At 67.3% G+C, this 20,235-nt stretch carries 24 protein-coding genes; 14 read left to right on the plus strand and 10 right to left on the minus strand.

From position 1 onward, the window contains the following. Window positions 1-41: 41 nt before the first annotated feature. The 6 genes from DEQ92_RS03995 (at window position 42) to DEQ92_RS04020 (ending at window position 4,700) form a co-directional block, all read left to right on the plus strand. A complete protein-coding gene (locus tag DEQ92_RS03995) occupies window positions 42-506 on the plus strand; it encodes a PH domain-containing protein (protein ID WP_004972329.1) in 465 nt (154 codons plus the stop codon). Next, a complete protein-coding gene (locus tag DEQ92_RS04000) occupies window positions 503-2,401 on the plus strand; it encodes a PH domain-containing protein (protein WP_115820440.1) in 1,899 nt (632 codons plus the stop codon). The genes DEQ92_RS03995 and DEQ92_RS04000 overlap by 4 nt, the downstream gene beginning before the upstream one ends. Window positions 2,402-2,424: 23 nt before the next feature. After that, complete coding sequence (locus DEQ92_RS04005; protein WP_115820441.1) at window positions 2,425-3,120, plus strand: carbonic anhydrase; 696 nt, start codon at window positions 2,425-2,427, stop codon at window positions 3,118-3,120. A gap of 152 nt (window positions 3,121-3,272) precedes the next feature. Beyond that, the gene (locus DEQ92_RS04010) at window positions 3,273-3,644 is read left to right on the plus strand and encodes a helix-turn-helix domain-containing protein (RefSeq protein WP_115820442.1); all 372 of its coding nucleotides are present in this window, start codon (window positions 3,273-3,275) and stop codon (window positions 3,642-3,644) included. Then, window positions 3,641-3,994 (plus strand): hypothetical protein, encoded by a 354-nt coding sequence (locus tag DEQ92_RS04015; protein WP_004064183.1) that lies wholly within the window; start codon window positions 3,641-3,643, stop codon window positions 3,992-3,994. The genes DEQ92_RS04010 and DEQ92_RS04015 overlap by 4 nt, the downstream gene beginning before the upstream one ends. A gap of 274 nt (window positions 3,995-4,268) precedes the next feature. Continuing rightward, complete coding sequence (locus DEQ92_RS04020) at window positions 4,269-4,700, plus strand: hypothetical protein (protein ID WP_147299469.1); 432 nt, start codon at window positions 4,269-4,271, stop codon at window positions 4,698-4,700. A gap of 121 nt (window positions 4,701-4,821) precedes the next feature. On the opposite strand, the gene DEQ92_RS04025 is transcribed toward DEQ92_RS04020, so the two are convergent. Both DEQ92_RS04025 and DEQ92_RS04030 read right to left on the minus strand, forming a co-directional pair. Then, the gene (locus DEQ92_RS04025) at window positions 4,822-5,643 is read right to left on the minus strand and encodes an IS5 family transposase (RefSeq protein ID WP_115820444.1); all 822 of its coding nucleotides are present in this window, start codon (window positions 5,641-5,643) and stop codon (window positions 4,822-4,824) included. A gap of 593 nt (window positions 5,644-6,236) precedes the next feature. Then, complete coding sequence (locus DEQ92_RS04030; RefSeq protein WP_008092448.1) at window positions 6,237-6,896, minus strand: bifunctional 4-hydroxy-2-oxoglutarate aldolase/2-dehydro-3-deoxy-phosphogluconate aldolase; 660 nt, start codon at window positions 6,894-6,896, stop codon at window positions 6,237-6,239. A 204-nt stretch (window positions 6,897-7,100) separates the two neighbouring features. On the opposite strand from DEQ92_RS04030, the gene DEQ92_RS04035 reads away from it, so the two are divergent. Further along, entirely contained in the window at window positions 7,101-8,165 is a 1,065-nt protein-coding gene (locus DEQ92_RS04035; RefSeq protein WP_115820445.1) for a S1C family serine protease, read from the plus strand. A gap of 58 nt (window positions 8,166-8,223) precedes the next feature. Then, window positions 8,224-8,625 (plus strand): hypothetical protein, encoded by a 402-nt coding sequence (locus DEQ92_RS04040; RefSeq protein WP_004972343.1) that lies wholly within the window; start codon window positions 8,224-8,226, stop codon window positions 8,623-8,625. Window positions 8,626-8,637: 12 nt separating this feature from the next. On the opposite strand, the gene DEQ92_RS04045 is transcribed toward DEQ92_RS04040, so the two are convergent. The 6 genes from DEQ92_RS04045 to DEQ92_RS04070 all read right to left on the minus strand — a co-directional run bounded on the left by DEQ92_RS04045 (window position 8,638) and on the right by DEQ92_RS04070 (window position 12,340). Continuing rightward, complete coding sequence (locus tag DEQ92_RS04045; RefSeq protein WP_050458817.1) at window positions 8,638-9,069, minus strand: universal stress protein; 432 nt, start codon at window positions 9,067-9,069, stop codon at window positions 8,638-8,640. A 134-nt stretch (window positions 9,070-9,203) separates the two neighbouring features. After that, window positions 9,204-9,425 carry a hypothetical protein gene (locus tag DEQ92_RS04050; RefSeq protein ID WP_004972345.1) on the minus strand — a complete coding sequence of 74 codons (222 nt, stop codon included), beginning with the start codon at window positions 9,423-9,425 and terminating at the stop codon, window positions 9,204-9,206. Between the two features lie 184 nt (window positions 9,426-9,609). Beyond that, window positions 9,610-9,804, minus strand: a complete 195-nt coding sequence (locus DEQ92_RS04055) for a hypothetical protein (protein WP_004971074.1) — start codon at window positions 9,802-9,804, stop codon at window positions 9,610-9,612. Then, window positions 9,801-11,573, minus strand: coding sequence for a b(o/a)3-type cytochrome-c oxidase subunit 1 (locus DEQ92_RS04060; RefSeq protein ID WP_004972349.1), 1,773 nt, complete (start codon window positions 11,571-11,573; stop codon window positions 9,801-9,803). The genes DEQ92_RS04055 and DEQ92_RS04060 overlap by 4 nt, the downstream gene beginning before the upstream one ends. Beyond that, window positions 11,573-12,112 carry a cytochrome c oxidase subunit II gene (locus tag DEQ92_RS04065; RefSeq protein WP_004972350.1) on the minus strand — a complete coding sequence of 180 codons (540 nt, stop codon included), beginning with the start codon at window positions 12,110-12,112 and terminating at the stop codon, window positions 11,573-11,575. The genes DEQ92_RS04060 and DEQ92_RS04065 overlap by 1 nt, the downstream gene beginning before the upstream one ends. Continuing rightward, entirely contained in the window at window positions 12,113-12,340 is a 228-nt protein-coding gene (locus tag DEQ92_RS04070) for a hypothetical protein (RefSeq protein WP_004972352.1), read from the minus strand. Window positions 12,341-12,505: 165 nt separating this feature from the next. Here DEQ92_RS04070 and DEQ92_RS04075 point away from each other — a divergent pair, with 165 nt between their 5' ends. The 6 genes from DEQ92_RS04075 (at window position 12,506) to DEQ92_RS04100 (ending at window position 17,357) form a co-directional block, all read left to right on the plus strand. Next, a complete protein-coding gene (locus tag DEQ92_RS04075; RefSeq protein WP_004972354.1) occupies window positions 12,506-12,724 on the plus strand; it encodes a hypothetical protein in 219 nt (72 codons plus the stop codon). Between the two features lies 1 nt (window position 12,725). Then, entirely contained in the window at window positions 12,726-13,520 is a 795-nt protein-coding gene (locus tag DEQ92_RS04080) for a sulfite exporter TauE/SafE family protein (protein WP_115820446.1), read from the plus strand. A gap of 2 nt (window positions 13,521-13,522) precedes the next feature. Further along, window positions 13,523-15,949 carry a heavy metal translocating P-type ATPase gene (locus DEQ92_RS04085; protein WP_115820447.1) on the plus strand — a complete coding sequence of 809 codons (2,427 nt, stop codon included), beginning with the start codon at window positions 13,523-13,525 and terminating at the stop codon, window positions 15,947-15,949. A 66-nt stretch (window positions 15,950-16,015) separates the two neighbouring features. Then, the gene (locus DEQ92_RS04090; RefSeq protein ID WP_004972360.1) at window positions 16,016-16,336 is read left to right on the plus strand and encodes a hypothetical protein; all 321 of its coding nucleotides are present in this window, start codon (window positions 16,016-16,018) and stop codon (window positions 16,334-16,336) included. A gap of 30 nt (window positions 16,337-16,366) precedes the next feature. Beyond that, window positions 16,367-16,843 (plus strand): universal stress protein, encoded by a 477-nt coding sequence (locus tag DEQ92_RS04095; protein WP_115820448.1) that lies wholly within the window; start codon window positions 16,367-16,369, stop codon window positions 16,841-16,843. A 73-nt stretch (window positions 16,844-16,916) separates the two neighbouring features. Further along, window positions 16,917-17,357, plus strand: a complete 441-nt coding sequence (locus tag DEQ92_RS04100) for a pyridoxamine 5'-phosphate oxidase family protein (RefSeq protein ID WP_004972367.1) — start codon at window positions 16,917-16,919, stop codon at window positions 17,355-17,357. A gap of 84 nt (window positions 17,358-17,441) precedes the next feature. On the opposite strand, the gene yqeC is transcribed toward DEQ92_RS04100, so the two are convergent. Together yqeC and fdhF are read right to left on the minus strand one after the other, a co-directional pair. Then, on the minus strand, window positions 17,442-18,200 hold the full coding sequence (yqeC, locus tag DEQ92_RS04105; RefSeq protein ID WP_115820449.1) for a selenium cofactor biosynthesis protein YqeC: 759 nt from the start codon (window positions 18,198-18,200) through the stop codon (window positions 17,442-17,444). Continuing rightward, a complete protein-coding gene (fdhF, locus tag DEQ92_RS04110; RefSeq protein ID WP_115820450.1) occupies window positions 18,193-20,235 on the minus strand; it encodes a formate dehydrogenase subunit alpha in 2,043 nt (680 codons plus the stop codon). Before fdhF ends, yqeC begins: the two co-directional genes overlap by 8 nt.

The following is a 20,235-nucleotide window of genomic DNA, read 5'->3' on the forward strand; positions in this document are numbered from 1 at the left end:
ACGCCGGAGTATACGATGTTCACGCGCTCGGAGGGATTCCCGTGAATCGCCTCCACCCCCGTATCCGTCTTCTCTGGGTCGCCCGAGCGGTCGTGTTCGCGCTCGTCGTCGGCGGCGTGGCGACCGCGGCGACGCTGTTCGCGCCCGTCTCGATACCCTCGTACGTCCCCGTCGCAGTCGGCGGCGTCTTCCTCGTCGTCGGCGTCGCCGTCGCCCTGCTCCGGTACCGGGCGTGGGGCTACGAGGTCCGCGACGACTCGCTGTACCTCCAGCGGGGCGTCCTCACCAAGGTCAACACCGTCGTCCCGTTCGTCCGGGTCCAGCACGTCGACTCGACCCGCGGCCCGCTCGAACGACTCGTCGGCCTCGCGTCGACCGTCGTCTACACCGCCGGCTCCCGCGGCGCTGACGTGTCGATTCCCGGGCTGACGCCGGAGGGCGCGGAGGACCTCCAAGACCGTCTGAAGCGCCTCGCAATCGCGTCTGAGGGCGACGACGCGGTATGACCCGGCTGTCGCCGCTCTCGGTCCCCTACCGGGCGGTCCAGCGCAGCGCCAGCATCGTCTTCGCGCTCGCCTTCTTCGCCTTCACCGGCGGAACCGCCTTCGGCGGGTTCCTCGGCGGCCTCGGCTCCGTCGCGCTCGTCGGTGTCGTCGTGGTCGCCATCGCGGGCTACGAACTCGCCTACTTCCGGCGGTTCGAATACGAACTCACACCGGACACGCTGGACATCCGCTCGGGCGTGTTCTCCCGGCGCAACCGCGAGATACCCTACCGTCGCATCCAGAACGTCGACATCTCCCGCAACGTCGCCCAGCGGCTGGTCGGCATCGCCGCCGTGAACCTCGAAACCGCCGGCGGCGGCGAGACCGAGGGAAGTCTCCGCTTCGTCAGCTACGAGGAGGCCCGCCGCATCCAGTCGGAGGTCGCCCGCCTGAAGCGCGGCGGTACCGAGGGCGACGCGACCGAACCCGAACAGGAACTGCTGTTCGAACTGACGCCCCGAGAGCTGGCCATCGTCGGCGCGCTGTCGTTCGACCTCCGACTGCCCGGCCTCGTCTTCGTGTTCGGGTCGACCGCCTTCCCCATCGTCGCCTCGTACGTGGACGTGCCGGTCCCCGCCGGGAGCGTCGCGGCCGCGGGCGTCGGCGTCGTCGCGCTGGGACTCCTCGTCGCGCTCGTCTCGTGGGCCGCCGGCTTCGCCTCCGCGGTGGTGAACTACTACGGCTTCCGGCTGACCCGCGTCGGCGACGAACTCCAGTACGAGCGCGGCCTCCTCCAGCGCTACAACGGGTCGATTCCGCTCGACAAGCTCCAGACGCTCACCGTCGAGGACAACCCCCTGAAGCGCCGGTTCGGCTACGCGACGCTCCTCGTGGAGACGGCGGGCTACGCCCCAAGCTCCGACGGGTCGAACGGGTCGGGCGGCGGCGGTCGCGGCTCCGAGGCGGCCATCCCGCTTGCGACCCGCGAGCGCGTGCTCGGCCTCGTCGCCGACCTCGAAGGCGTCGAGGAGCCGACGTTCGAAGGACCGCCGACGCGCATCCGCCGGCGTTACGCCGTCCGGTACTCGCTCGTCCTCGGCGCGGCGACCCTCGCGCTCTACGGGGCGAACCGGTTCCTCCCGCAGGAGATTCCGTGGTTCGTGCCGCTGGCGCTCGTCCCGGTTGCGGTCGTCGCCGGCGCGCTGCAGTGGCGGCACCGCGGCTACGCGCTCGCCGAGAACCACTTCGTCACCCGAAACGGCTTCTGGAAGCGCGAGATGCGCTTCGTCCCCTACTACCGGGTCCAGACGGTCATCGAGCGGCGGACGGTTTTCCAGCGCCGCTGGCGCGTCTCGACGGTCACGGCGGACACGGCCGGGAGCATCTCCCTCGTCGGCGGCGACGCGACGGCCGTGGACATCGAAGTCGACGACGCGGCGGAGCTCCGGGAGACGCTGAACGACCGCCTCCGCGAAGCGCTGGCGGCGCGCCGGGAGGCGCGACAACAGTCCCGACAGGCCGCGCTCGGCATCCGCGCCGCGGAGCCGGGCCGCGACCCCGACGAATCGGACTCGGGCTCGACCCCTGACGTCGAGACCGACGTGAGCGAGACGCCCGAGTTCGTCGAGGAGGCCGAACCCGCGGTCGGCGGGGACGACGAAGACGCTGAGGAGGCCGGTGACGGCGACGAAGCCGAGGCGGACGACCCCTTCATCTGGGGCGAGTCGGTCGAGTCCGAACCCGAACCCGGGCCCGGACCCGAACCCGAGTCCGAAAGCGAGAGGGACGACGGAGCAGAGAACGACGACGACACCGACTCCGACTCGGACGACGGTGACGAAGGCGACGACGCCGACGAGACCGGCGACGCCGAGGACGAACCCGAGGAATCGAGCGACGAGCGGGGAGCTATATAGACGCGCGGACGCAACCTACACCAATGACGCGAACGGTGCTGGAGTCACTCTTGGCCGGGAACGCACGGCACGTCGAGAGCCTCGCCGCCGACCACTTCGACGGCGTGCGCGAGGCGCAGTCGCCGGCGGTCGTCTCGGTGAGCTGTTCGGACTCTCGCGTCCCCGCCGACGCGGCCTGGAGCGCCGACAGGGCCGGCGAGCTGTTCACGTCGGTCAACGTCGGCAACCAAGTGTGGACCGAGGTCGACGGGAGACTCGTCGTCAACGACGCCGTCGGCTACGCGGTCTCGGCGCTCAGGACGACCGACGTGGTCGTCCTCGGCCACACGGGCTGCGGCGCGGTGACGGCCGCCTACGCGACCGTCGCCGGCGGGAGCGTCGGGGACCTGCCCCCGGCGGTCGAAGCCGCCGTCTCGCGGCTCGTCCCGCTCGCCGAGGAAGCCCGCGAACTCGGCGTGTTCGACGCGGACACGCCGGGCGGCGAGGCGGTCAACCGACTCGTCGAGTACGCGGTCGTCCGGCAGGTGGAGTACCTCACCGAGAACGACGAGGTGCCCGAATCGACCGACTGCTGGGGCTTCGTCTACGACTTCCAGCGCGTCTACGGCGACGCCGACGGCGCGGCCTACCTCGTCGCGGCCAACGGCGAGTCGGACTCCGAGGCGCTCGCTGACGTGGTTCCCGATGGGTTCGAAGAACGCGTGCGGTCGATTCGGTAAGAAGCGATTGGCGGGTGGTTCGAGTCGGAGAGACTGACTCTGTTGACAACCGTGAGTTCCGGGATGGGTAGGGGGAAGGCTCATACCGAGCGTATTTTCATAGATTTCACTAGCTACACTCTTATCGCTGGGAACAGTACGTTCACTCGACGATGTCGATAGACAGGGAGACCTTCGAGAACACGAGCGAAGAGGAACTCACGGACCTGTCTGTCCCGGACCAAGTCCTCGGATTCCTCGTCGCCCACGACGACCGGGCGTTCCAGGCCCGCGAAATTTCGACACAGACAGACCTCGACGAGGGGGCGGTAAGCACCGCGTTGACCCGGTTGAAACAACGTGGACTCGTCGAGCACAAGGCGACCTACTGGGCAGTCACGACTGACGAGGACCGGCTGCACTCGTACAGTGGATACGAACGAGCGACGGCGCTGTTCAACGAACAGTTGGGGACCGAGAACAAAGACGAGTGGCAGGAACACGCACCCGAAGAAGCCCATCCGAGTCAGAGGGACGAGGTGTGACGGACGAAGAGAACACCCCGACGTACGAACCCGGGGATGTCGTCTTCGGTGACGACCCGTTCAAGGGTAACGAAGACGCGCGGCCGTGGCTCATCATCTCGAATCACGAGGGACAACCGTTTCACGGCGACCAGTACATCGCGTTGACGTTAACGACAAAGACGTGGCACGAGGATTTCCTCGAAATACCCGAGGCGAGTTGGTCACGTGGAGGCACCCCTGACGATAGTCGCATCGTCCCTTGGGGCGTCCAGTCACTCGGAAGCGGGGATATCGACTACTGGCAAGGAACGCTACGGGATGCAGTCGTCGAGGACGCAGTTCAGTCGTTGATCGGCTACCTCGAATAGCCACTCGTCTGATAACAGCGACGAGATGTGCTGAATCGCGGGCGCGGGTCGGTCATTGGCCAGTCGTCATCTGGACGGGGACCGAGAGTGAGAGATATGGGGATTAGGCTCTGTTGAAATCCTATGTATTCGACATTATCGTCGCTGAAACAACCGTTCAGTAGATGTGCGGACTAATCGGCTTTTTCTCATTCGGTGGGTACCCAGAAAGCATATTTCGGCGGGGGTCAGTGGTTGGTTTATGCGGAGACTGGTCCTCGTCGTGTCTTTCTGTATGGTACTTGCTGGCTGTGCCACGACGCCGCCTGCGCAATCAACGAGTACGCCTCCTCCAGAATGTGTAACAACCCCTGAGTACGAGAGACAGCCTGTCCCTGACCTCCCGATGACCGTCACGCGTGAATCAGCCAAACGGTTCGCCAAAACCCACGCCGAAGCGCTCGTGTGGAATGATAAGTACAAATCCGCAGACACCGGGCTGGAAGTCAACGGCGATGCCTCCATCGTAAACGAGATACCCGAGGGATATATCGTCCACGTCAGCGGCGGCATGACCTACTATACCTGTGAGAACGGGCATCTGGGTGTTGCGGACGGGGGGTTCCACGCGAACTACTTCATCAACGATTCGACGGCACTCAGACTGAACAGACCGACAAACCGCACAGACGACCCCCGCGAGCATAACGGCGAACCCGTCGCATAAGCGAACTATTGGACTATTGCTCTGCTTCGAGCGACATACTCCCTGAGTAATCTGATACCACCGTTTTTGCTAAAATCTGAGCAGTGGCCCTTCCGATACATCGTTCACCTATATCGAACGTTCAGAATGTCTTGTCGATGTTGTGAGTGAGACAACAAACAACGAGTTCACGGAATTGCTTCCACCAATGTCGTGAGCGAACGAACGCGCCGTATTTCCGTTTAAGCCGAGAGTTCACCGTCTCGTTCTGACTACGTTGGCCGTAGAGGTCAGAGTCCAGCCGAGCGTTCCACGCCTTGTGAAGAGACGAAAATTCTCGATGCTTGATGACCGGACGAACACTCCCCTCGTGGGCTAGCGTGCGAATCTTCTGGTCGTCGTACCCCTTGTCACCGAGGAGAATCTCTACGTCACCGGTATTCCGCTTGATGAGCGACGGTGCAATCTGTGAGTCGTGTTTTCGTGTCGTCGTCACGTGTAAGTCGATGATTGCGTTCACTCTCGTGTCCACGAGAAGTGTAACTTTCAACTGCTGAATCGTCAGTTTCGTTCGTTTGGTGTAGTGTTTCGAGGCGTGACTCCGGTCAAAGCCGGAAGCATCGATCCCGACGATACCGTTGGTTGGGAGAAGCGTGACTGAGAGATTGAGACAGACGCGCCAAACAGCCATATCAAGGCGGTTGAAAGCCTTACACAACGTCGAAGGAGACGGAATTTCCTCAAGATCGAGGGTGCTCCGAATCCGGGGCATTTCGATAAGTTCGTCAGGAAGCGTCCGGTACGTCGTATTCTTCCGAACCTTGAGACAAAGGAGGACGATGTGCTGGTGAAGTGTGTACCGCCGTTTCGAGAACTTCGAGGAGTAGCGAGCGACAGCTCGCCGAGCCAAGTGCATTGCTTGCTCAACGAACCGGAGTAACCGCGACTTCGGGAGGGCTTCCATCTGGTCAGACTACTATCCGAATCTGTAACTTTCTGAGGATTTCAACAGAGCCGGGGATTATTATAAATCCCACAAGGGCTATCACGCTATAAATGGCATATTACTAACACATGAAGTTCATTTACATCGCTATCGCCGGAGCGATTCTTGCACTAATATCGCTCCCACTCGGTCTCATGTTAATTATTGTCGGATTGTCATTGCATTTCTTTCAAAAGTACCACTCTCGCCGTCTCGATGAAGCGGGTGAACGCTAGAAAACCACGAGGATTACTATGCACACCGACCTAACGGCTGTTTCTGGTCGCGTTAAACGAACATCGAAGTCTTGCTGAACTCTCCCGCTATAGTAGCGTTTGCAACTGGTTACACATCCAATCGCGCGACAGCGTGCGATTGAGTGTGCATTGACTTGCAAACGCTACTATAGTCTTGCACCTCACTTGTGACAGAAACTGGGGACGAAAACCAGTCGGAGAATACATCAGCGGCCGCTGTTCAGTACGACTCCAAACCTCAGCACCAATTGAGAACGTCAAAAAGCCGGCCAGTTCAACCTGCCTCTCGATTCGGACGACCCAGCCCCGCCTATCTCAGTCGTCTCGCGCGTCGTCGATGACGGTCGAGAACTCGCGGGCCGTCTCGGTGATGACCTCGAAGTCGCCGTTTTCGATTGCTTCGCCGTCCATGAGCGCGCCGCCCGCGCCGACGACGACCGCGCCGGCGTCGATGTAGTCCGCGGCGTTGTCGAGGCCGACACCGCCGGTCGGCATCATCGGAATCTGCGGGAGCGGCCCCTTCATGCTCTTGAGGTGGCCGGGGCCGAGCGAGGAGGCGGGGAAGACCTTCACGAGGTCCGCGCCCGCGGAGTACGCGTCGACCGCCTCGGTCGGCGTCATGATGCCCGGCGCGACGAGCGTCCCGTAGCGGTTGCAAGTCTCGACGACGCCCTCGTCGAAGTTCGGCCCGACGACGAACTCCGCGCCGGCCTGGATGGCCGCGTTGGCGGTCGGTGCGTCGAGGACGGTCCCGGCCCCGACGATGGCCTCGCGGTCCGAGAACGACGCCGACACCTCGCGGATGAGGTCCATCGCGTCGGGGTTGTCGGCCGTGATTTCGTAGGCGGTGACGCCGCCCTCGTGGAGCGCGTCGGCCACGTCGATGATGGTGTCCGCGTCCGCGCCGCGCATCACCGCGACGACGCCGCTGTCGGCGAGTCGTTGCATGTCCTCGTGTACGTCGAGTGCGACCATTGCTGTCTCGACGTTTACTACAGATAGTATTAAATTGGGGGCCTCGCGGCATCGTTTCGCTCGCGACCCGCGGCCGCCGCCACCGACCGCGTCGACGCCCGTGACAGTCGTGTCGGCTGTCACCACACGACACGCTCAAATCCGCTGGGCGCTAACCCGAGGTAAGCGACGCCCCGGCGGTATGTGCCGCCCCGTCGCACCACCATGCCAACGTATCCCGATTTCGAAGCGCTGTACCGCGACGTCATCCCCTCGGTCGTCTCCGTCTACGTCGGCGGCCGCCGCCGGCCCGGCGGGGCGGGGAGCGCCTTCGTCTACGACGACCGGCATCTCGTCACCAACGAGCACGTCTCTCGGCTCGCCGACGCCGCAGACGCCGGCCGGGTCGAACTCCGCTTTGCCGACGGGTCGTGGCGCGTCGGCGAGGTCGTGGGCGCGGACGCCTACACCGACCTCGCCGTCGTCGCCGTCGACGACCTGCCCGAAGACGCCGCGGCACTCCCGCTGGCGACCGAGAACCCCGCGCCGGGACGGTCGGTGGCCGCGCTCGGCAACCCGCTGGGGCTCGACGGCTCCATCTCCGCGGGTATCGTCTCCGGGGCGAACCGGTCGCTCCCCACCTCGAACGGGTTCGCCATCCCGGACGTGGTCCAGACGGACGCACCAATCAACCCCGGGAACTCGGGCGGGCCGCTCGTCGGATTCGCCACCCCCGAGGGCGACTCGCCCGCCGACGGCGGCGACACCGCCGACCCCGGCTACGAGGTCGTCGGCGTCAACCGCGCTAAACAGGGCGACAACATCGGCTTCGCCGTCTCGCCCGTCATCGCCAACCGCATCCTTCCGGCCCTCGTCGCCGACGGCCGCTACCGCCACTCGTACCTCAGGGCGCGCACCCTCGACGTGACGCCGACCGTCGCCGAGGCGAACGGCCTCGACGCGCCTCACGGCGTCCTCGTCGTCGACGCCGCCGGTGCCGACAGTGACGAGGGGTTCCTCCGCGGCTGTCACGAATCGGCCGACTACCGCGGCGCTTCGATTCCCGTCGGCGGCGACGTGCTCGTCGCCATCGAGGGCAACCCGGTCCGCACCCACGAGGAACTGATGCGCTACCTCATCACCGAGACGCGACCCGGCGAACCGGTCGCCGTCGGCATCGTCCGCGGGGGCGACCCGCTGACGCTCGTCGTCGAACTCGACGAGCGCCCCGCCGTCGACCGCGACGACCGGACCGACAGGGACGGCGGCAGTCGCATCCCCGTGGAGTAAGCGGACCGCGGCCGGACCAGAGAATAGAATTTTGACAGTTCCGGACGAACGTGCGACTGTGCCTCCGACATCGACGACCCTGACCGACGGCGGTTCGAACGTCGTCCCACCGGACAAATCGCTGTTCGCCGAAATCGCGCCGCTACGGCTCGCCGTCGGCGTCGTTTTCTGCGCGTTCGCGGTCGGCGCGGTCGCGCTCGGCTGGCTCCCGCCGACGAGCGTCGACGTTATCGGCATCGCGCTCCTCTGTGTCGTCTTCCTCGCCGGGGGGTTCGTCCCGTTCAACGAGACGCTCGCGTTCTACGTCGCGCAGGCCGCCGCGTTCCTCGTCTGGGGCGCGCTCCGGCTTGCGGTCGACGGCTTCGACGTGATTCCGCTCCTCTTGGGCGCGGCCGGGGCCGTCGGCCTCGCGGTCTACGGCCGGCGGGCGCTCCGCGACGGGTTCAGAGCGTTGGTCTGAGCCGAGGTCGACTCACTCCCTGACCGTCAATACCGCCACGTCGGAGAGCCTGACGACCCGCTCCGTCGTACTCCCGAGAACCGCGTGTTCGAGACCGGTCCGTCCGTGCGTCGCCATCACCACGAGGTCCGCGTCGGCCTCGGCCGTCGCGTCGAGTATCTCCCGGTACGGCACGCCGATTCTGACCGCCGTCTCGCAGGGGACGCCCGCGTCCGCGGCGAGCGACGCGACCTCTTCGACGGCCATCTCGGCGTCGTCGCGGAGGCTCGCCTGCACTCGCTCGACCGGCACGTCGGAAGCGGTCCACAGTCCGAGGTCGGCGGTGTCGATGACCGCGAGGGCGTGAATCGACGCACCGTAGACGCCCGCGAGGTCGATAGCGCGACGGGCCGCCGCGCGGGAGCGGGCGCTGCCGTCGGTGGGGACGAGGACAGTGTGGTACATGTCATTCTATTGGTGTTCGAGCGGTATCGCTTTTCGCCTCGACGACGCGGCCGTCGGGTCGGCGCGGTCGCTCGGCGGGTCGGGTGACGGAGAACGGAGGCCAGCGGAGCCGGTCGTGCGGTCGGTGCGAACGCTCAGATACGGGTTCGGGGCCGGGGAGCGACCTGCCGGACGCCCGCGGCGGCCGCGACGAGCAGGCCGCCGAAGAGGACGGAGACGAGGAGTTCCGGCGCGACGGTCAGGCCTTCGATACCGCCGAACGTTGCGAACAGCGCGTAGCCGGCGACCGCCGTGAGGACGATGCCGATGACGACCGCGAGGCCGATTCCGGCCTTCATCAAGTCGAGGTTGCTCATGATCGCTTGTACCTACGCGAAACGACCGAATATAAACGGAGACTGCTTCCCAGCGACCGGGAAACGAAGCGGTCGTCTCCCACGCTATCGCGGGGGTTTTATGTCGATACGGCGGCCGTCGCGTGGAGGAGTTCGCGGCAACGAATCGGAAAATCAGGCGTCGAAGCGTTGTTCGAGTCGTCGGTTACGCCGCCGACTCCGACCCCTCGCCGTAGAGCCCGTACAGCACGAACAGCAGGGCTAAAAAGAGGAACTCGATGACCGCTACGGCGATGAGCGGGAGCTCGACGTTGAAGAAGCCCGCCACCGTGCGCAGTTCGATGGCGACGGGGACGCTGAACGCGATGAGGATGAGCGCCCGCGCCTTCGTGAGCTTCACGCGACGACCCCCCAGAGGGTGTTGAACGCGCTCGTGACCGTCGTCATCACGAGGTCGAAGCCGGCCGAGACGGTCGCCGGAACGGGCAGGCCGCCGCCGAACAGTCCGCCGCCGTTCTGGATGATGCCGGCCAGCGGGAGCGTGTACGCGAGCACGACGAGCACCGCCGCGATACCGGTCCACATCGCGAGGTTGTCGAGGATACGCGGGCTCCCCTCGGGCCCCGAAAGCGGCTCGGGGAGGTACGAATCGACCGGCCGGTCGGACTCCTCGCCGAGCGAGGTCAGGAGGATGTTGAACAGGAACAGCACCACCGACAGGAACAGGAGCGTCCCGCCGAGGGCGATCTGCACCCGAAGCTCGAAGATGCTCCCGATGGGCGTCAGGAACTCGAAGTTCTGGTACTGCGGTTCGGCGGTGCGCCGCGGGATGCCGGCGAGGCCGGCGCGGTGCATCGCGTTCGACATGAACACCATGCCGACGAACCACATGATGACCTGCAGGAGGCCGATGGGACGGCTGTAGAGCTTCGTGCCCGTGACCTGCGGGACGAGCCAGTACGAGCCGGCCATCATCGTCAGCGCGACGGCCGTGCCGACGGTGAGGTGGAAGTGCCCCGGCACCCACAGCGTGTTGTGGATGAGGTAGTTGATGTTCATCCCGGCGTTTATCATGCCCGAGAAGCCGCCGGCGGCGAACATCGCACCCGCGAGGGCCATCCCGGTGAAGGCGGGGTCGCGCCACGGGAGCGCGCCGAGCCAGCGGAGGTAGCCCTCACCGCCGCGCTGGCGCGCGCCGTGTTCGACGCTGGCGACGACCGTAAAGGCCGTGAGCAGCGACGGGAGGAGTAGGAACATCGTGTTCGTCATGGCGATGAACTTGAAGCCCTCCGCGATGCCCGGGTCGAGGTACTGGTGGTGAATCCCGACCGGGGTCGAAAGCAGGAGGAACAGGAGGAACACCACGCGTGCGAGCGGGTCGCTGAACAGGCGACCGCCCGCGAGTTTGGGGAGCACGGTGTACCAAAGCAGGTACGCCGGCATCAGCCAGAAGTAGACGATGGGGTGGCCGAAGTACCAAAAGAGCGTCCGCGTCAGAAGCGGGTTGACGCTCTCGATGAGGCCGAGCGACCACGGGATGAGGAAGAACACCACCGAGACGGCGACGCCGAGGGTGGAGATGTACCACATAATCATGGTCGTGAGGACCATGAACGTCTGCAGCGGGATGCGCTCGTCCGGGTGGTCCTTTCGCCACGCGCGGTAGGAGAGGAACCAGTCCGCGCCGGAGAGCCACGTCCCGACGATGAACATCGCGAGCCCGATGTAGAATATCGGATGGGCTTGGAGCGGCGCGTAGAACGTGAACAGCACGTCCGCGCTCATGCCGAGGTTCGGGACGAAGCCGCCGAGGATGGCGATGGTGGCCAGAACCGCGCCCGTCGTCATCAGGCCGACCCACGCCCACGAGAACAGCGCGCTCTCGGCGGGTCGGTCGAGGCTTCTGGCGACCGCCCAGTGGAACACCCCACAGAGGAAGAAGATGGTGAAGACGATGGCGAGCAGCACGCCGTGGCCCGTCAGCATGGTGTAGTAGTCCGCCGAGTCGATGACGCGGAGGACGTTCGTGCGGTGGAGCGCCTGGACGAGGCCGAAGAAGGCACCGATGCCGAGCGAGACGAACGCGATGAGGAAACTCGCCTTGATGATCGCCGCCTCGTCGGGGAACTTATCGACGAACTCGCCGCCGCCGCCGGATGCGGTCGCCATCAGTTCTCAGCCTCCCCTTGTGCCTGTTGCTGGTCGTACCAACTGTCGAATTCTTCCTGTTCCATAACCACAATCTTCCCTTCCATCACGTGGTGGCCGGAGCCACAGTACTCGTTGCACAGCATCCCGTACTCGCCCGGCTCGCCGAACTCGACGGTGAACTCCGCGACCTGCCCGGGGATGGCCATCGTGTTCGCGTTCGTGCCGACGACCTCGAAGCCGTGGATAACGTCGGCGGCGGTCACGTGAAACGTGACCGTGCTGCCGGCGGGAACGCGGAGCGGTTCGGTCGTGCCGGGTTCGAAGACGAACTGGCGAGCGACGACGTACACGTCGTAGCTGTTCTCGCCGTTGCGTTCGATGCCGGGGTCGCCGAACTTCGGATGCTGGTCGAGCGTCGCCGGGTCGACCGTTCCGCCCTTGTCGTCTATCATATCGATACCCGCGCCCGCGGCCCCGTAGGTAATCGTCCCGATGAACCCGACGATGAGGACGAGCGCCAGCGCCAACCAGAGTTTCTCGTAGGCGTGAATCTCCATCTATCCCACCACCGTGAGACCCCGTCCGAGGAACTCGACGAAGTACATGAACACCCACATGCCGATGAGAATCGCCATGTAGATGAGGACGATCACGAGCGTCCCGACCGGGTCGAAATCGTCGTGCCCGAGTTCGCGAACGATGCCGTCGTCGGCCGTCCCGACGATGGAGTCGACCGGGGGGTCTGCCTGCCCGGAATCACCTTGGGAATCCGCGTTTGCTGGCACGCCTCCGTCGGTGGAAGTGCGCGCGGCAGAGGACGCGGCTCCCTCTGCTGTCGAATCAACGGCCATACCCGGTCATGAGGAAGAACGGGACTTTAACGCAACACCCCATTCCAACGCGGTGGGAATGGGCGAAATCAGAAACACCGTGGTCGCGAATGGACCGGTATGGAACTCACGCCACGACGCGCCGGAACCGTCGCACTGCTCGCGCTCCTGCCAGCGGTCATCTTCGGCGTGACGAAAAACCCCCTCGCGGGCGTCGTCACGGCCGTCAACGTGCTCCTCATCTCCGCGGTCATCTACTTCCTGATGAGCCCGACCGAGGGCGGCCACGGTCACGACGGCGACGGCGACGCCGAGACCGACGGCGAACACGCCGCCTGAGATGGACGGCGGCATCTCGCTCGGACTGCCGGCCGCGACGCCCGAGGCCGTCGCGTTCCTCCTCGTGGGCCTCTTCGGCGGGGCGCACTGCCTCGGGATGTGCGGCCCGCTCGTCAGCGTCTACGCCGACCGCCTCGCCGACCGCGAGGGCGTCGACCGTCGGTCGCTCACCGTCCGACAGGTCCGGCAACACGCCCTGTTCAACGTCGGCCGGGCGCTGAGTTACGCGGCCATCGGGGCCGTCTTCGCCCTCGTCGGCGGCCTGTTTTTCGACGCGTTCGACTCGGTCGCCGCCGTCGGGAGCGGCGTCCGCGCGACGACCGGCCTGCTCGTCGGGACTGCCATCATCCTCACGGGCGTCGGCTACCTCGTCGGGCGGTCGGCCGCCATCGACCGGTTCACCCCGACCGCGGTGACGCGCCTGTTCGGCCGCGTCAGCGGGTGGGCGACCGCCCGGGTCGATAGGCTCGTCGGCGGCCCGCGAATCCTCGGCCTCGGGGCGATTCACGGCCTGCTCCCGTGTCCCATCATCTATCCGGCGTACCTCTACGCCTTCTCGACGGGCGAACCGCTCCGGGCCGCCGCCCTGCTCGGTCTGCTCGGCCTCGGGACGATTCCGACGCTGTTCCTCTACGGGACGCTCCTCGGGCGCGTCTCGGCGCGGCGGCGGGCGACGCTCCACCGGGCGCTCGGGGCGGCGTTCCTCGTCCTCGGCTACATCCCGCTGTCCCACGGGCTGATGCTTCTGGGCGTGTCGGTCCCGCACCTTCACGTGCCCTTCTACCAACCGTTGTGACGATGTCGACCACGACGCGGTCCCGCGGGTCGGCCGGCGCCGGGAGCGACGCCGACGCCGAGGGCTGTGACCTCTGCGGACTGCCGACGCCGACGCCGCCCGTCACCGGCGACGACGTGTCCGGCGAGTTCTGCTGTCGCGGCTGTCTCGAAATCACCCGCGCGCTCGGCGACGCCGCGAGCGCCGACCCGGAGACGGTCGAGCGCGAACTCGCGGGCGGGGCCGACGAGGTGCCCGACGACGCCGAGCGAACGTACATGGCCGTCGACGGGATGCACTGCGCCACCTGCGAGGCGTTCGTCTCCGGGACCGCGCGGACCTGCGAGGGCGTCTACGCCGCGGAGGCCAGCTACGCCAACGACATGGTCCGGGTCACCTACGACCCGGAGACCGCCGACTTGGACGGCCTGTCGGGGACGCTCGCGCGCTACGGCTACGGCACGCGCGACCCCGAGGAGCGCGAGGCCGCCGAGCGGTCCGACAATCAGGTCGCCCGGTTCGTCATCGGCGGCGGCGTCTTCGGCATGATGGTGATGCTGTGGTACGTCCTGTTTCTGTACCCGACCTACGTCGGCGTCCAACCGGTCGTCGAACTCGGCGTGTTCGACGGCATCTACATCCTCGGCAACATCTGGGTGATGACCTCCATCGTCCTGTTCTACACCGGCTTTCCCATCCTCCGCGGGGCGCTCGTCAGCCTCCGCGCCGGCCAGCCGAACATGGACCTGCTCGTCTCGCTGGCGGCGACGAGCGCCTACGTCTACTCGACGGCCGCCGTCCTCGTCGGCGAGACCCACGTCTACTTCGACGTGACCGTCGCCATCATCCTCGTCGTCACGCTCGGCAACTACTACGAGGACCGCATCAAGCGGAAGGCCGCCGGGATGCTCTCGGACCTCGCGGCCTCCCGCGTCTCGGAGGCCCGCCGCAGGGTCGAAGGCGGCGTTGACGGTGCCGGCGACGCCGTCGAGATGGTCGCGCTCGACGCACTCGAATCGGGTGACCTCGTTGAGGTCCGGCCGGGCGAGCGCGTCCCGGTCGACGGAACCGTCCGCGAGGGGACCGCCGCGGTCGACGAGGCGCTCGTCACCGGCGAGTCGATGCCGCGGACGAAACGCCCCGGCGACGACGTGCTCGGCGGGACCGTCGTCACCGACCGCCCGCTCGTCGTCGCGGTCGGCGAGGACGCAACGAGCACGCTCGACCGGCTGGTCGAACTGCTCTGGGACATCCAGAGCGCCCGCTCGGGCGTCCAGCGCCTCGCCGACAAACTGGCGACCATCTTCGTCCCGACGGTGCTCGTCCTCGCCGCCGTCGCCTTCGGCTGGACGCTGTTCAGCGGCGGCACGCCGACGGACGCGCTCCTCGTCGGCCTCACGGTCCTCATCGTCTCGTGTCCCTGCGCGCTCGGCCTCGCCACGCCGCTGGCGGTCGCCTCGGGAATCAAGGAGGCCGCGAGTCGGGGCATCGTCGTCGCCTCCGAGGCCGTCTTCGAGGCCGTCCCCGACGTGGACGTGGTCGTCTTCGACAAGACCGGGACGCTCACCGACGGCGACATGGCGGTCCTTCGGGTCGTCGGCGACGAGACCGCCGCAGTCGCCGCGGCCGCCGCGCTGGAACGCTTCTCCGCCCACCCGCTCGCGACCGCCGTCGTGGAGGCGGCCGAGGAGACCGGCGCGTCAGTTCCCGAGGTCTCGGCCGATGACGTGACCGTCCACGACCGCGGCGTGTCGGGCGAAGTCGACGGCGAGCGCGTCGTCGTCGGCCACCCCGACCTCCTCCGCGACGAGGGCGTGACGCTCGCGCCGGTCCACGAGACCGCCGTCGAGGCCGCCCGCGACGAGGGCGCGGTCCCGGTCGTCGTCGGATGGGCCGGGCGCTCTCGGGCGGTGCTCGTCGTCGGCGACGAACCGCGGGCGGCGTGGGACGACGTGGTCGCCGCCGTCGCCGAGGGTGGCCGCCGCGAGGTCGTGGTGCTCACGGGCGACTCCGAGCGCGCCGCGCGACGCTTCCGCGACCACCCGGACGTGACAGACGTGTTCGCGGGCGTCCCGCCGGAGGCGAAAGCCGAGACGGTCGAGCGCCTCCGAACCCGAGGGACCGTGGCGATGGTCGGCGACGGGAGCAACGACGCGCCCGCGCTCGCCGCCGCCGACATCGGCATCGCGCTCGGCACGGGGACGGACATCGCGGGCGACGCCGCCGACGCGGTGCTCGTCGGCCGCGACATCGACGCGATACCCGAGGTGTTCTCGCTTTCGGCCGGGGTGAACCGCCGCATCCGCGGCAACCTCGCGTGGGCGTTCGGCTACAACGCGGTCGCCATCCCGCTGGCCGCCCTCGGCGTGCTCAACCCGCTTTTCGCCGCCGTCGCCATGGGCACGTCGAGCCTGCTCGTCGTCGCCAACTCGGCGCGGTCGCTCGACTGAGACACCTTCTCGAGACGGTCGCCGAAAGCGGACCAATCAAGTCGCTCCGCCCCGTCGGGAACGATAATGACAGACGACCCCTTCTCGCTCGCCGTTCCGGAGGGGTGGACCGTCGAGACCGACGTGGACACCGACGAGGCGAGCGCTAAGACCGTCTACGAGTCGCCCGACTCGGACCGACGCGTCACCATCACCGAGTTCGCGCGCGGGCTGACGCTCTACTGGTGGGTCGACATCTTCGCGTTCGCCGACGGGGAGTGGCACCGCCGGGAGGTCGGCCTCGGCGACTCCTACCGAGACGCGGACGCCGTGAGCGACGCCGCACAGGACGCGCTCGACCGACTCTCGGTGTCCGGCGAGCGGGTCGAATCGATAGCCGACGACTGATTTATCACGGCCGCCGCACGACCGGCAGACATGTATCTCGTTGCCTACGACGGCTCCGCGCTGGCGAACGCGGCGCTCGACAGGGCCGCGCGGTTCGCATCGGCAACCGGCCACGACGTGCTCGCCGTCGCCGTCGTCCCGGACGATTCGAAGTACGCCGTCGAGGCGGGATGGGTCCCGTCGCGGGAGGTCTTCGACCGCCAGACGGTCGTCGGGGAACTCCACAAAACCGCGGTCGACATCGCACCGTCGGCGTCGTTTCGGGCCGTGTCGGTCGGTCGAAACCCAGCCCCGGGGAACATCGTCGCGGAACTCAAAGCGGTCGCGTCCGAGACTGACGCGAGCGTCATCTTCGTCGGCAGCGAGAACGCTGGCCGCGTCATCGTCCCGCTCGTCAGCGTCGGCGGGAACGTCGCGAGCGACGACTCCCACGACGTGCACATCGTCCGCCACGCGTCCCCGGAAATCCACAGACGGTTCCCGAAGTCGCACTTCTATCTCCCCTGAGTCCCCGACCCGTCGTCCAGCGAACTCGCCTCGCGCACCACCGTTTCATGTGTCGCGGCCGCGAACGTCACGTATGCGAGATATCAGGTACGTCTACACCGTCGGGACCGACCCCGAGACCGTCACCGAACGGCTTTCGAACGCCTCGTCGGGCGTGCTGTCACTGGCCGACGGCGGGCGCTCCTACGCGATTCCCGCGCACGTCTCCTACGACGCCGACGGCGGTCGACTCCTGTTCCGCCTGACCGACGACGGGCGAAGCGAGAAGTTCGCGTTCATCGAGGAGACCGAAGAGGCGACGTTCGTCTGCTACGAGGACGCGGGCAAAGACTCGTGGAGTATCATGGCCCGCGGGCCGATTCGCGTCCTCCCGGACGACGAGCGCCCCGACGCGACGACTATCAACGAACTGTTCGGCGGCGTCCGGGTGTTCGACGAGGAGGTCGACGACCTCGAGTTCCACCTCGTCGAACTCGAACTCGACGAGCTGACGGGCCGCGAAACCGCCAGATAAGCCGCCTCGCGGCCGAGCCCCGCCCCCCGCTGGCAGGAGCCATCGCGGTGCGGTAGAAAGAGCCCTCCGGGACCGGGAGCCGGGTCAGTAGAACCCGACGACCGGCTCGTCGGCGGCGAGCGACGTCGCCACCACTCGGTCGACGCGCGGGTGTTCACAGAGCCACCTGGCGATTTCCTCGGCCGTCTCGGCCAGTCGCTCGTCGTCGACCATGTTGAGCACCGGGACGACCCGCGCCGTCTCGGGCACGTCTTTCATCCCGCCGCAGTCGTTCGACAGCACGGCGGCCACGTCCCACTCGGATATCGGGTCGCCGACGGCCGTGCCCGACACGTCGGAGACGAGTTTCGGTCGGTGGACGCGCTCGTCGGAAAGCGGCTCGCCGACGACCCGGACGCTGGCGACCGGGCAGACGAGGTCGGCCGTGTCGGGGAGTTGCGGTTCGTCCTCGCCGGGGGCTTTCAGCCAGCGCGACCGCGCTCCGTCGGCCTTGACGAGCACCACGTCGTCGGTGGCGCGCGCGACTCGGTCGACCGTCGCCGGGTCGTAGCCGCGGTAGCGGTCGGAGCGCTCGCGCTCCGGAACGACGCCGAGCGGGCGGGTCGGCGTCTCCGCGACCGCAGTCTCGGGGTCGTCCGTGACGATGACTTCGGCGACCTCGTCGTCGAAGATGGGGATGCGGACGGTGCTCGTGACCACGCCGTCGAGGTCGCGGGCGAGCCGGTAGAGAAGCGACTTCTTGCCACCCGCGCCGACGGCGCAGACGAGGTCGTCGGGGCCGATGCCGAGCGCGTCGGCGAGCGTCGGGGGCGATGTAGACGACGCGAACGGTTCGTCAGTCATCGGCGGCCACCTCCGTCTCGACCGCCACGCGGACGGCGCTGTGTTTGTACTCGGGAATCTTCGCCACCGGGTCGAGCGCGTCGCCCGTCAGCCGGTTCACGAGCGGGTCGGCGTAGTGGAACGTGGCGAAGACGGTCCCGCGGCGGACCGCGGGCGTCACCTCGGCCGCGACCGTGACACCGCCGCGGTCGTTTTCCACGCGCACGGTCGCGCCGTCTTCGATGCCGCGAGCGGCGGCGTCGTCGGGGTGAATCTGTAGGGAGTCCTCGCCGCGCATCCGCATCAGCACGCCCGACCGTCGGGTGAGCGCGCCGCTGTTGAAGTGTTGGAGGACCCGCCCCGTGATGAGTACGAGTTCGCCGTCGGCGGCGGGGTCCGCCGGGTCGACGTGTTCGACCACCCGGAACGGGGCGGTCTTCGACCCGGATTCGAACGCGTCGGCGTGGAGAATCGCCGTCCCCTCGGTCGCGCCAACCGGGAACGGCCAGCGCTGGCTTCCCGTGCCGATGCCCTCGTAGGACATGCCGGCGTAGATGGGCGTCACCCGCCGGAGTTCGTCGAAGACGCCCTCGGGGGTCGCGGGCGCGTCGAGGCCGGCCACGCGGGCGGCGAACTCCCGGAGGATATCGAGGTCGGCGCGGGCGTCCCCTGGGGGCTCGACGTTTCGGTTCATCCGGATGACCTGCCGGTCGGTGTTCGTCACCGTCCCCGACTTCTCGGCCCAGACGCTCCCGGGGAGCACCACGTCGGCGAACTCGGTCGTCTCGGTCGGGAACACGTCGTGGACGACGCAGAAGTCGAGCGCCTCGAACGCCTCGCGGACGCGGTTCGCGTTCGGCTCGGTCACGGCGGGGTTCTCGCCGAAGACGTAGGCCGCTCGCACCTCGTCGCCGAAGCGGTGGGTCGCTTCGACCTCCGTGAGTCCCGGCAGGGCGGGCGGTTCGAACCCCCACACGTCGGCGACGGCGGCGCGGGCGTCGTCGTCGGTGACGGGTCGATACCCCGGCAGGACGTTCGGAAGCGCGCCCACGTCGCCCGCGCCCTGCACGTTGTTCTGCCCGCGGAGCGGGTTGACGCCGGTGCCCGCCTTCCCGACGTTGCCGGTCAGGAGCGGGAGGTTGATGAGCGCCTGCACGTTGTCGGTGCCGTAGTGGTGTTGGCTCATTCCCATCCCGGTGAAGATGGCCGCGCGGCCCGCTTCGCCGTAGGCTCTCGCGGCGGCTCTGAGGTCGGCGGGGTCGACGCCGGCGCGCTCGGCTTCCGCGTCGATATCGAGTCCCGAGAGGTGCTCGCGGAGCGCCTCGAACCCCGTGGTCCGCTCGGCGACGAACGCCTCGTCGACCAGTCCCTCCTCGACGACGACGGCGGCCATCGCGTTGAGAAGCAGGATATCGAATCCCGGCCTGACCGGGAGGTGGATGTCCGCCGCCTTCGTCGTCTGGTTCTCGCGGGGGTCGACGTGAATCATCGTCGTCCCCGACTTGAGCGCCGGAAGCAGGTACGACCGGAAGATGACCGGGTGCTGTTCGGCGGGGTTCGCGCCGGTCACGAGGAACACGTCGGCCTCCCCGAGGTCCGAAAGCGAGTTGGTCATCGCCCCCGCGCCGAATCGGTCGCCCATCGCCGCCACCGTCGAGGCGTGACAGAGCCGCGCGCAGTTGTCGATGTTGTTCGTCCCGAGCGCCCGCGCCGCCTTCTGGAGCAGGTAGTTCTCCTCGTTCGTGCAGTTCGACGACGAGAAGAAGAACACCGAGTCGGGGCCGTGGTCGGCGACGGCGCGCGAGAACTCGCGTTCGATGCGGTCGAACGCCTCGTCCCACGTCGCCTCGACGAGCCGGCCGTTCACTCGCACCAGCGGGGTGTTCAGGCGCTCGTCGTGTTCGACCACGTCCCACGCCGCGGCTCCCTTCGGACAGAGTTCGCCCCGCGTGTTGACCGGGCCGTTCCACCCGACGGCGCTCCCCCGGTCGGCGTCGTAGCGGATGCCGCAGCCGACGCCGCAGTACGGACAGACGCTCTCGTTCGGTTCCGCCAC

This window comes from Haloferax sp. Atlit-6N (assembly GCF_003383195.1).
Taxonomy (GTDB): domain Archaea; phylum Halobacteriota; class Halobacteria; order Halobacteriales; family Haloferacaceae; genus Haloferax; species Haloferax gibbonsii.

What these genes read in the sequence shown, in the direction of transcription:
- DEQ92_RS04100 (WP_004972367.1), top strand. Translation starts at nt 16,917, where the DNA reads ATGCGAGATATCAGGTACGTCTACACCGTCGGGACCGACCCCGAGACC.
- DEQ92_RS04010 (WP_115820442.1), top strand. Translation starts at nt 3,273, where the DNA reads ATGTCGATAGACAGGGAGACCTTCGAGAACACGAGCGAAGAGGAACTC.
- DEQ92_RS04000 (WP_115820440.1), top strand. Translation starts at nt 503, where the DNA reads ATGACCCGGCTGTCGCCGCTCTCGGTCCCCTACCGGGCGGTCCAGCGC.
- DEQ92_RS04050 (WP_004972345.1), bottom strand. Translation starts at nt 9,425, where the DNA reads ATGAGCAACCTCGACTTGATGAAGGCCGGAATCGGCCTCGCGGTCGTC.
- DEQ92_RS04080 (WP_115820446.1), top strand. Translation starts at nt 12,726, where the DNA reads ATGGACGGCGGCATCTCGCTCGGACTGCCGGCCGCGACGCCCGAGGCC.
- DEQ92_RS04085 (WP_115820447.1), top strand. Translation starts at nt 13,523, where the DNA reads ATGTCGACCACGACGCGGTCCCGCGGGTCGGCCGGCGCCGGGAGCGAC.
- yqeC (WP_115820449.1), bottom strand. Translation starts at nt 18,200, where the DNA reads ATGACTGACGAACCGTTCGCGTCGTCTACATCGCCCCCGACGCTCGCC.
- DEQ92_RS04075 (WP_004972354.1), top strand. Translation starts at nt 12,506, where the DNA reads ATGGAACTCACGCCACGACGCGCCGGAACCGTCGCACTGCTCGCGCTC.
- DEQ92_RS04025 (WP_115820444.1), bottom strand. Translation starts at nt 5,643, where the DNA reads ATGGAAGCCCTCCCGAAGTCGCGGTTACTCCGGTTCGTTGAGCAAGCA.
- DEQ92_RS04045 (WP_050458817.1), bottom strand. Translation starts at nt 9,069, where the DNA reads ATGTACCACACTGTCCTCGTCCCCACCGACGGCAGCGCCCGCTCCCGC.
- DEQ92_RS04030 (WP_008092448.1), bottom strand. Translation starts at nt 6,896, where the DNA reads ATGGTCGCACTCGACGTACACGAGGACATGCAACGACTCGCCGACAGC.
- DEQ92_RS04005 (WP_115820441.1), top strand. Translation starts at nt 2,425, where the DNA reads ATGACGCGAACGGTGCTGGAGTCACTCTTGGCCGGGAACGCACGGCAC.
- DEQ92_RS04060 (WP_004972349.1), bottom strand. Translation starts at nt 11,573, where the DNA reads ATGGCGACCGCATCCGGCGGCGGCGGCGAGTTCGTCGATAAGTTCCCC.
- DEQ92_RS04090 (WP_004972360.1), top strand. Translation starts at nt 16,016, where the DNA reads ATGACAGACGACCCCTTCTCGCTCGCCGTTCCGGAGGGGTGGACCGTC.
- DEQ92_RS04095 (WP_115820448.1), top strand. Translation starts at nt 16,367, where the DNA reads ATGTATCTCGTTGCCTACGACGGCTCCGCGCTGGCGAACGCGGCGCTC.
- DEQ92_RS04020 (WP_147299469.1), top strand. Translation starts at nt 4,269, where the DNA reads ATGGTACTTGCTGGCTGTGCCACGACGCCGCCTGCGCAATCAACGAGT.
- DEQ92_RS04065 (WP_004972350.1), bottom strand. Translation starts at nt 12,112, where the DNA reads ATGGAGATTCACGCCTACGAGAAACTCTGGTTGGCGCTGGCGCTCGTC.
- DEQ92_RS04035 (WP_115820445.1), top strand. Translation starts at nt 7,101, where the DNA reads ATGCCAACGTATCCCGATTTCGAAGCGCTGTACCGCGACGTCATCCCC.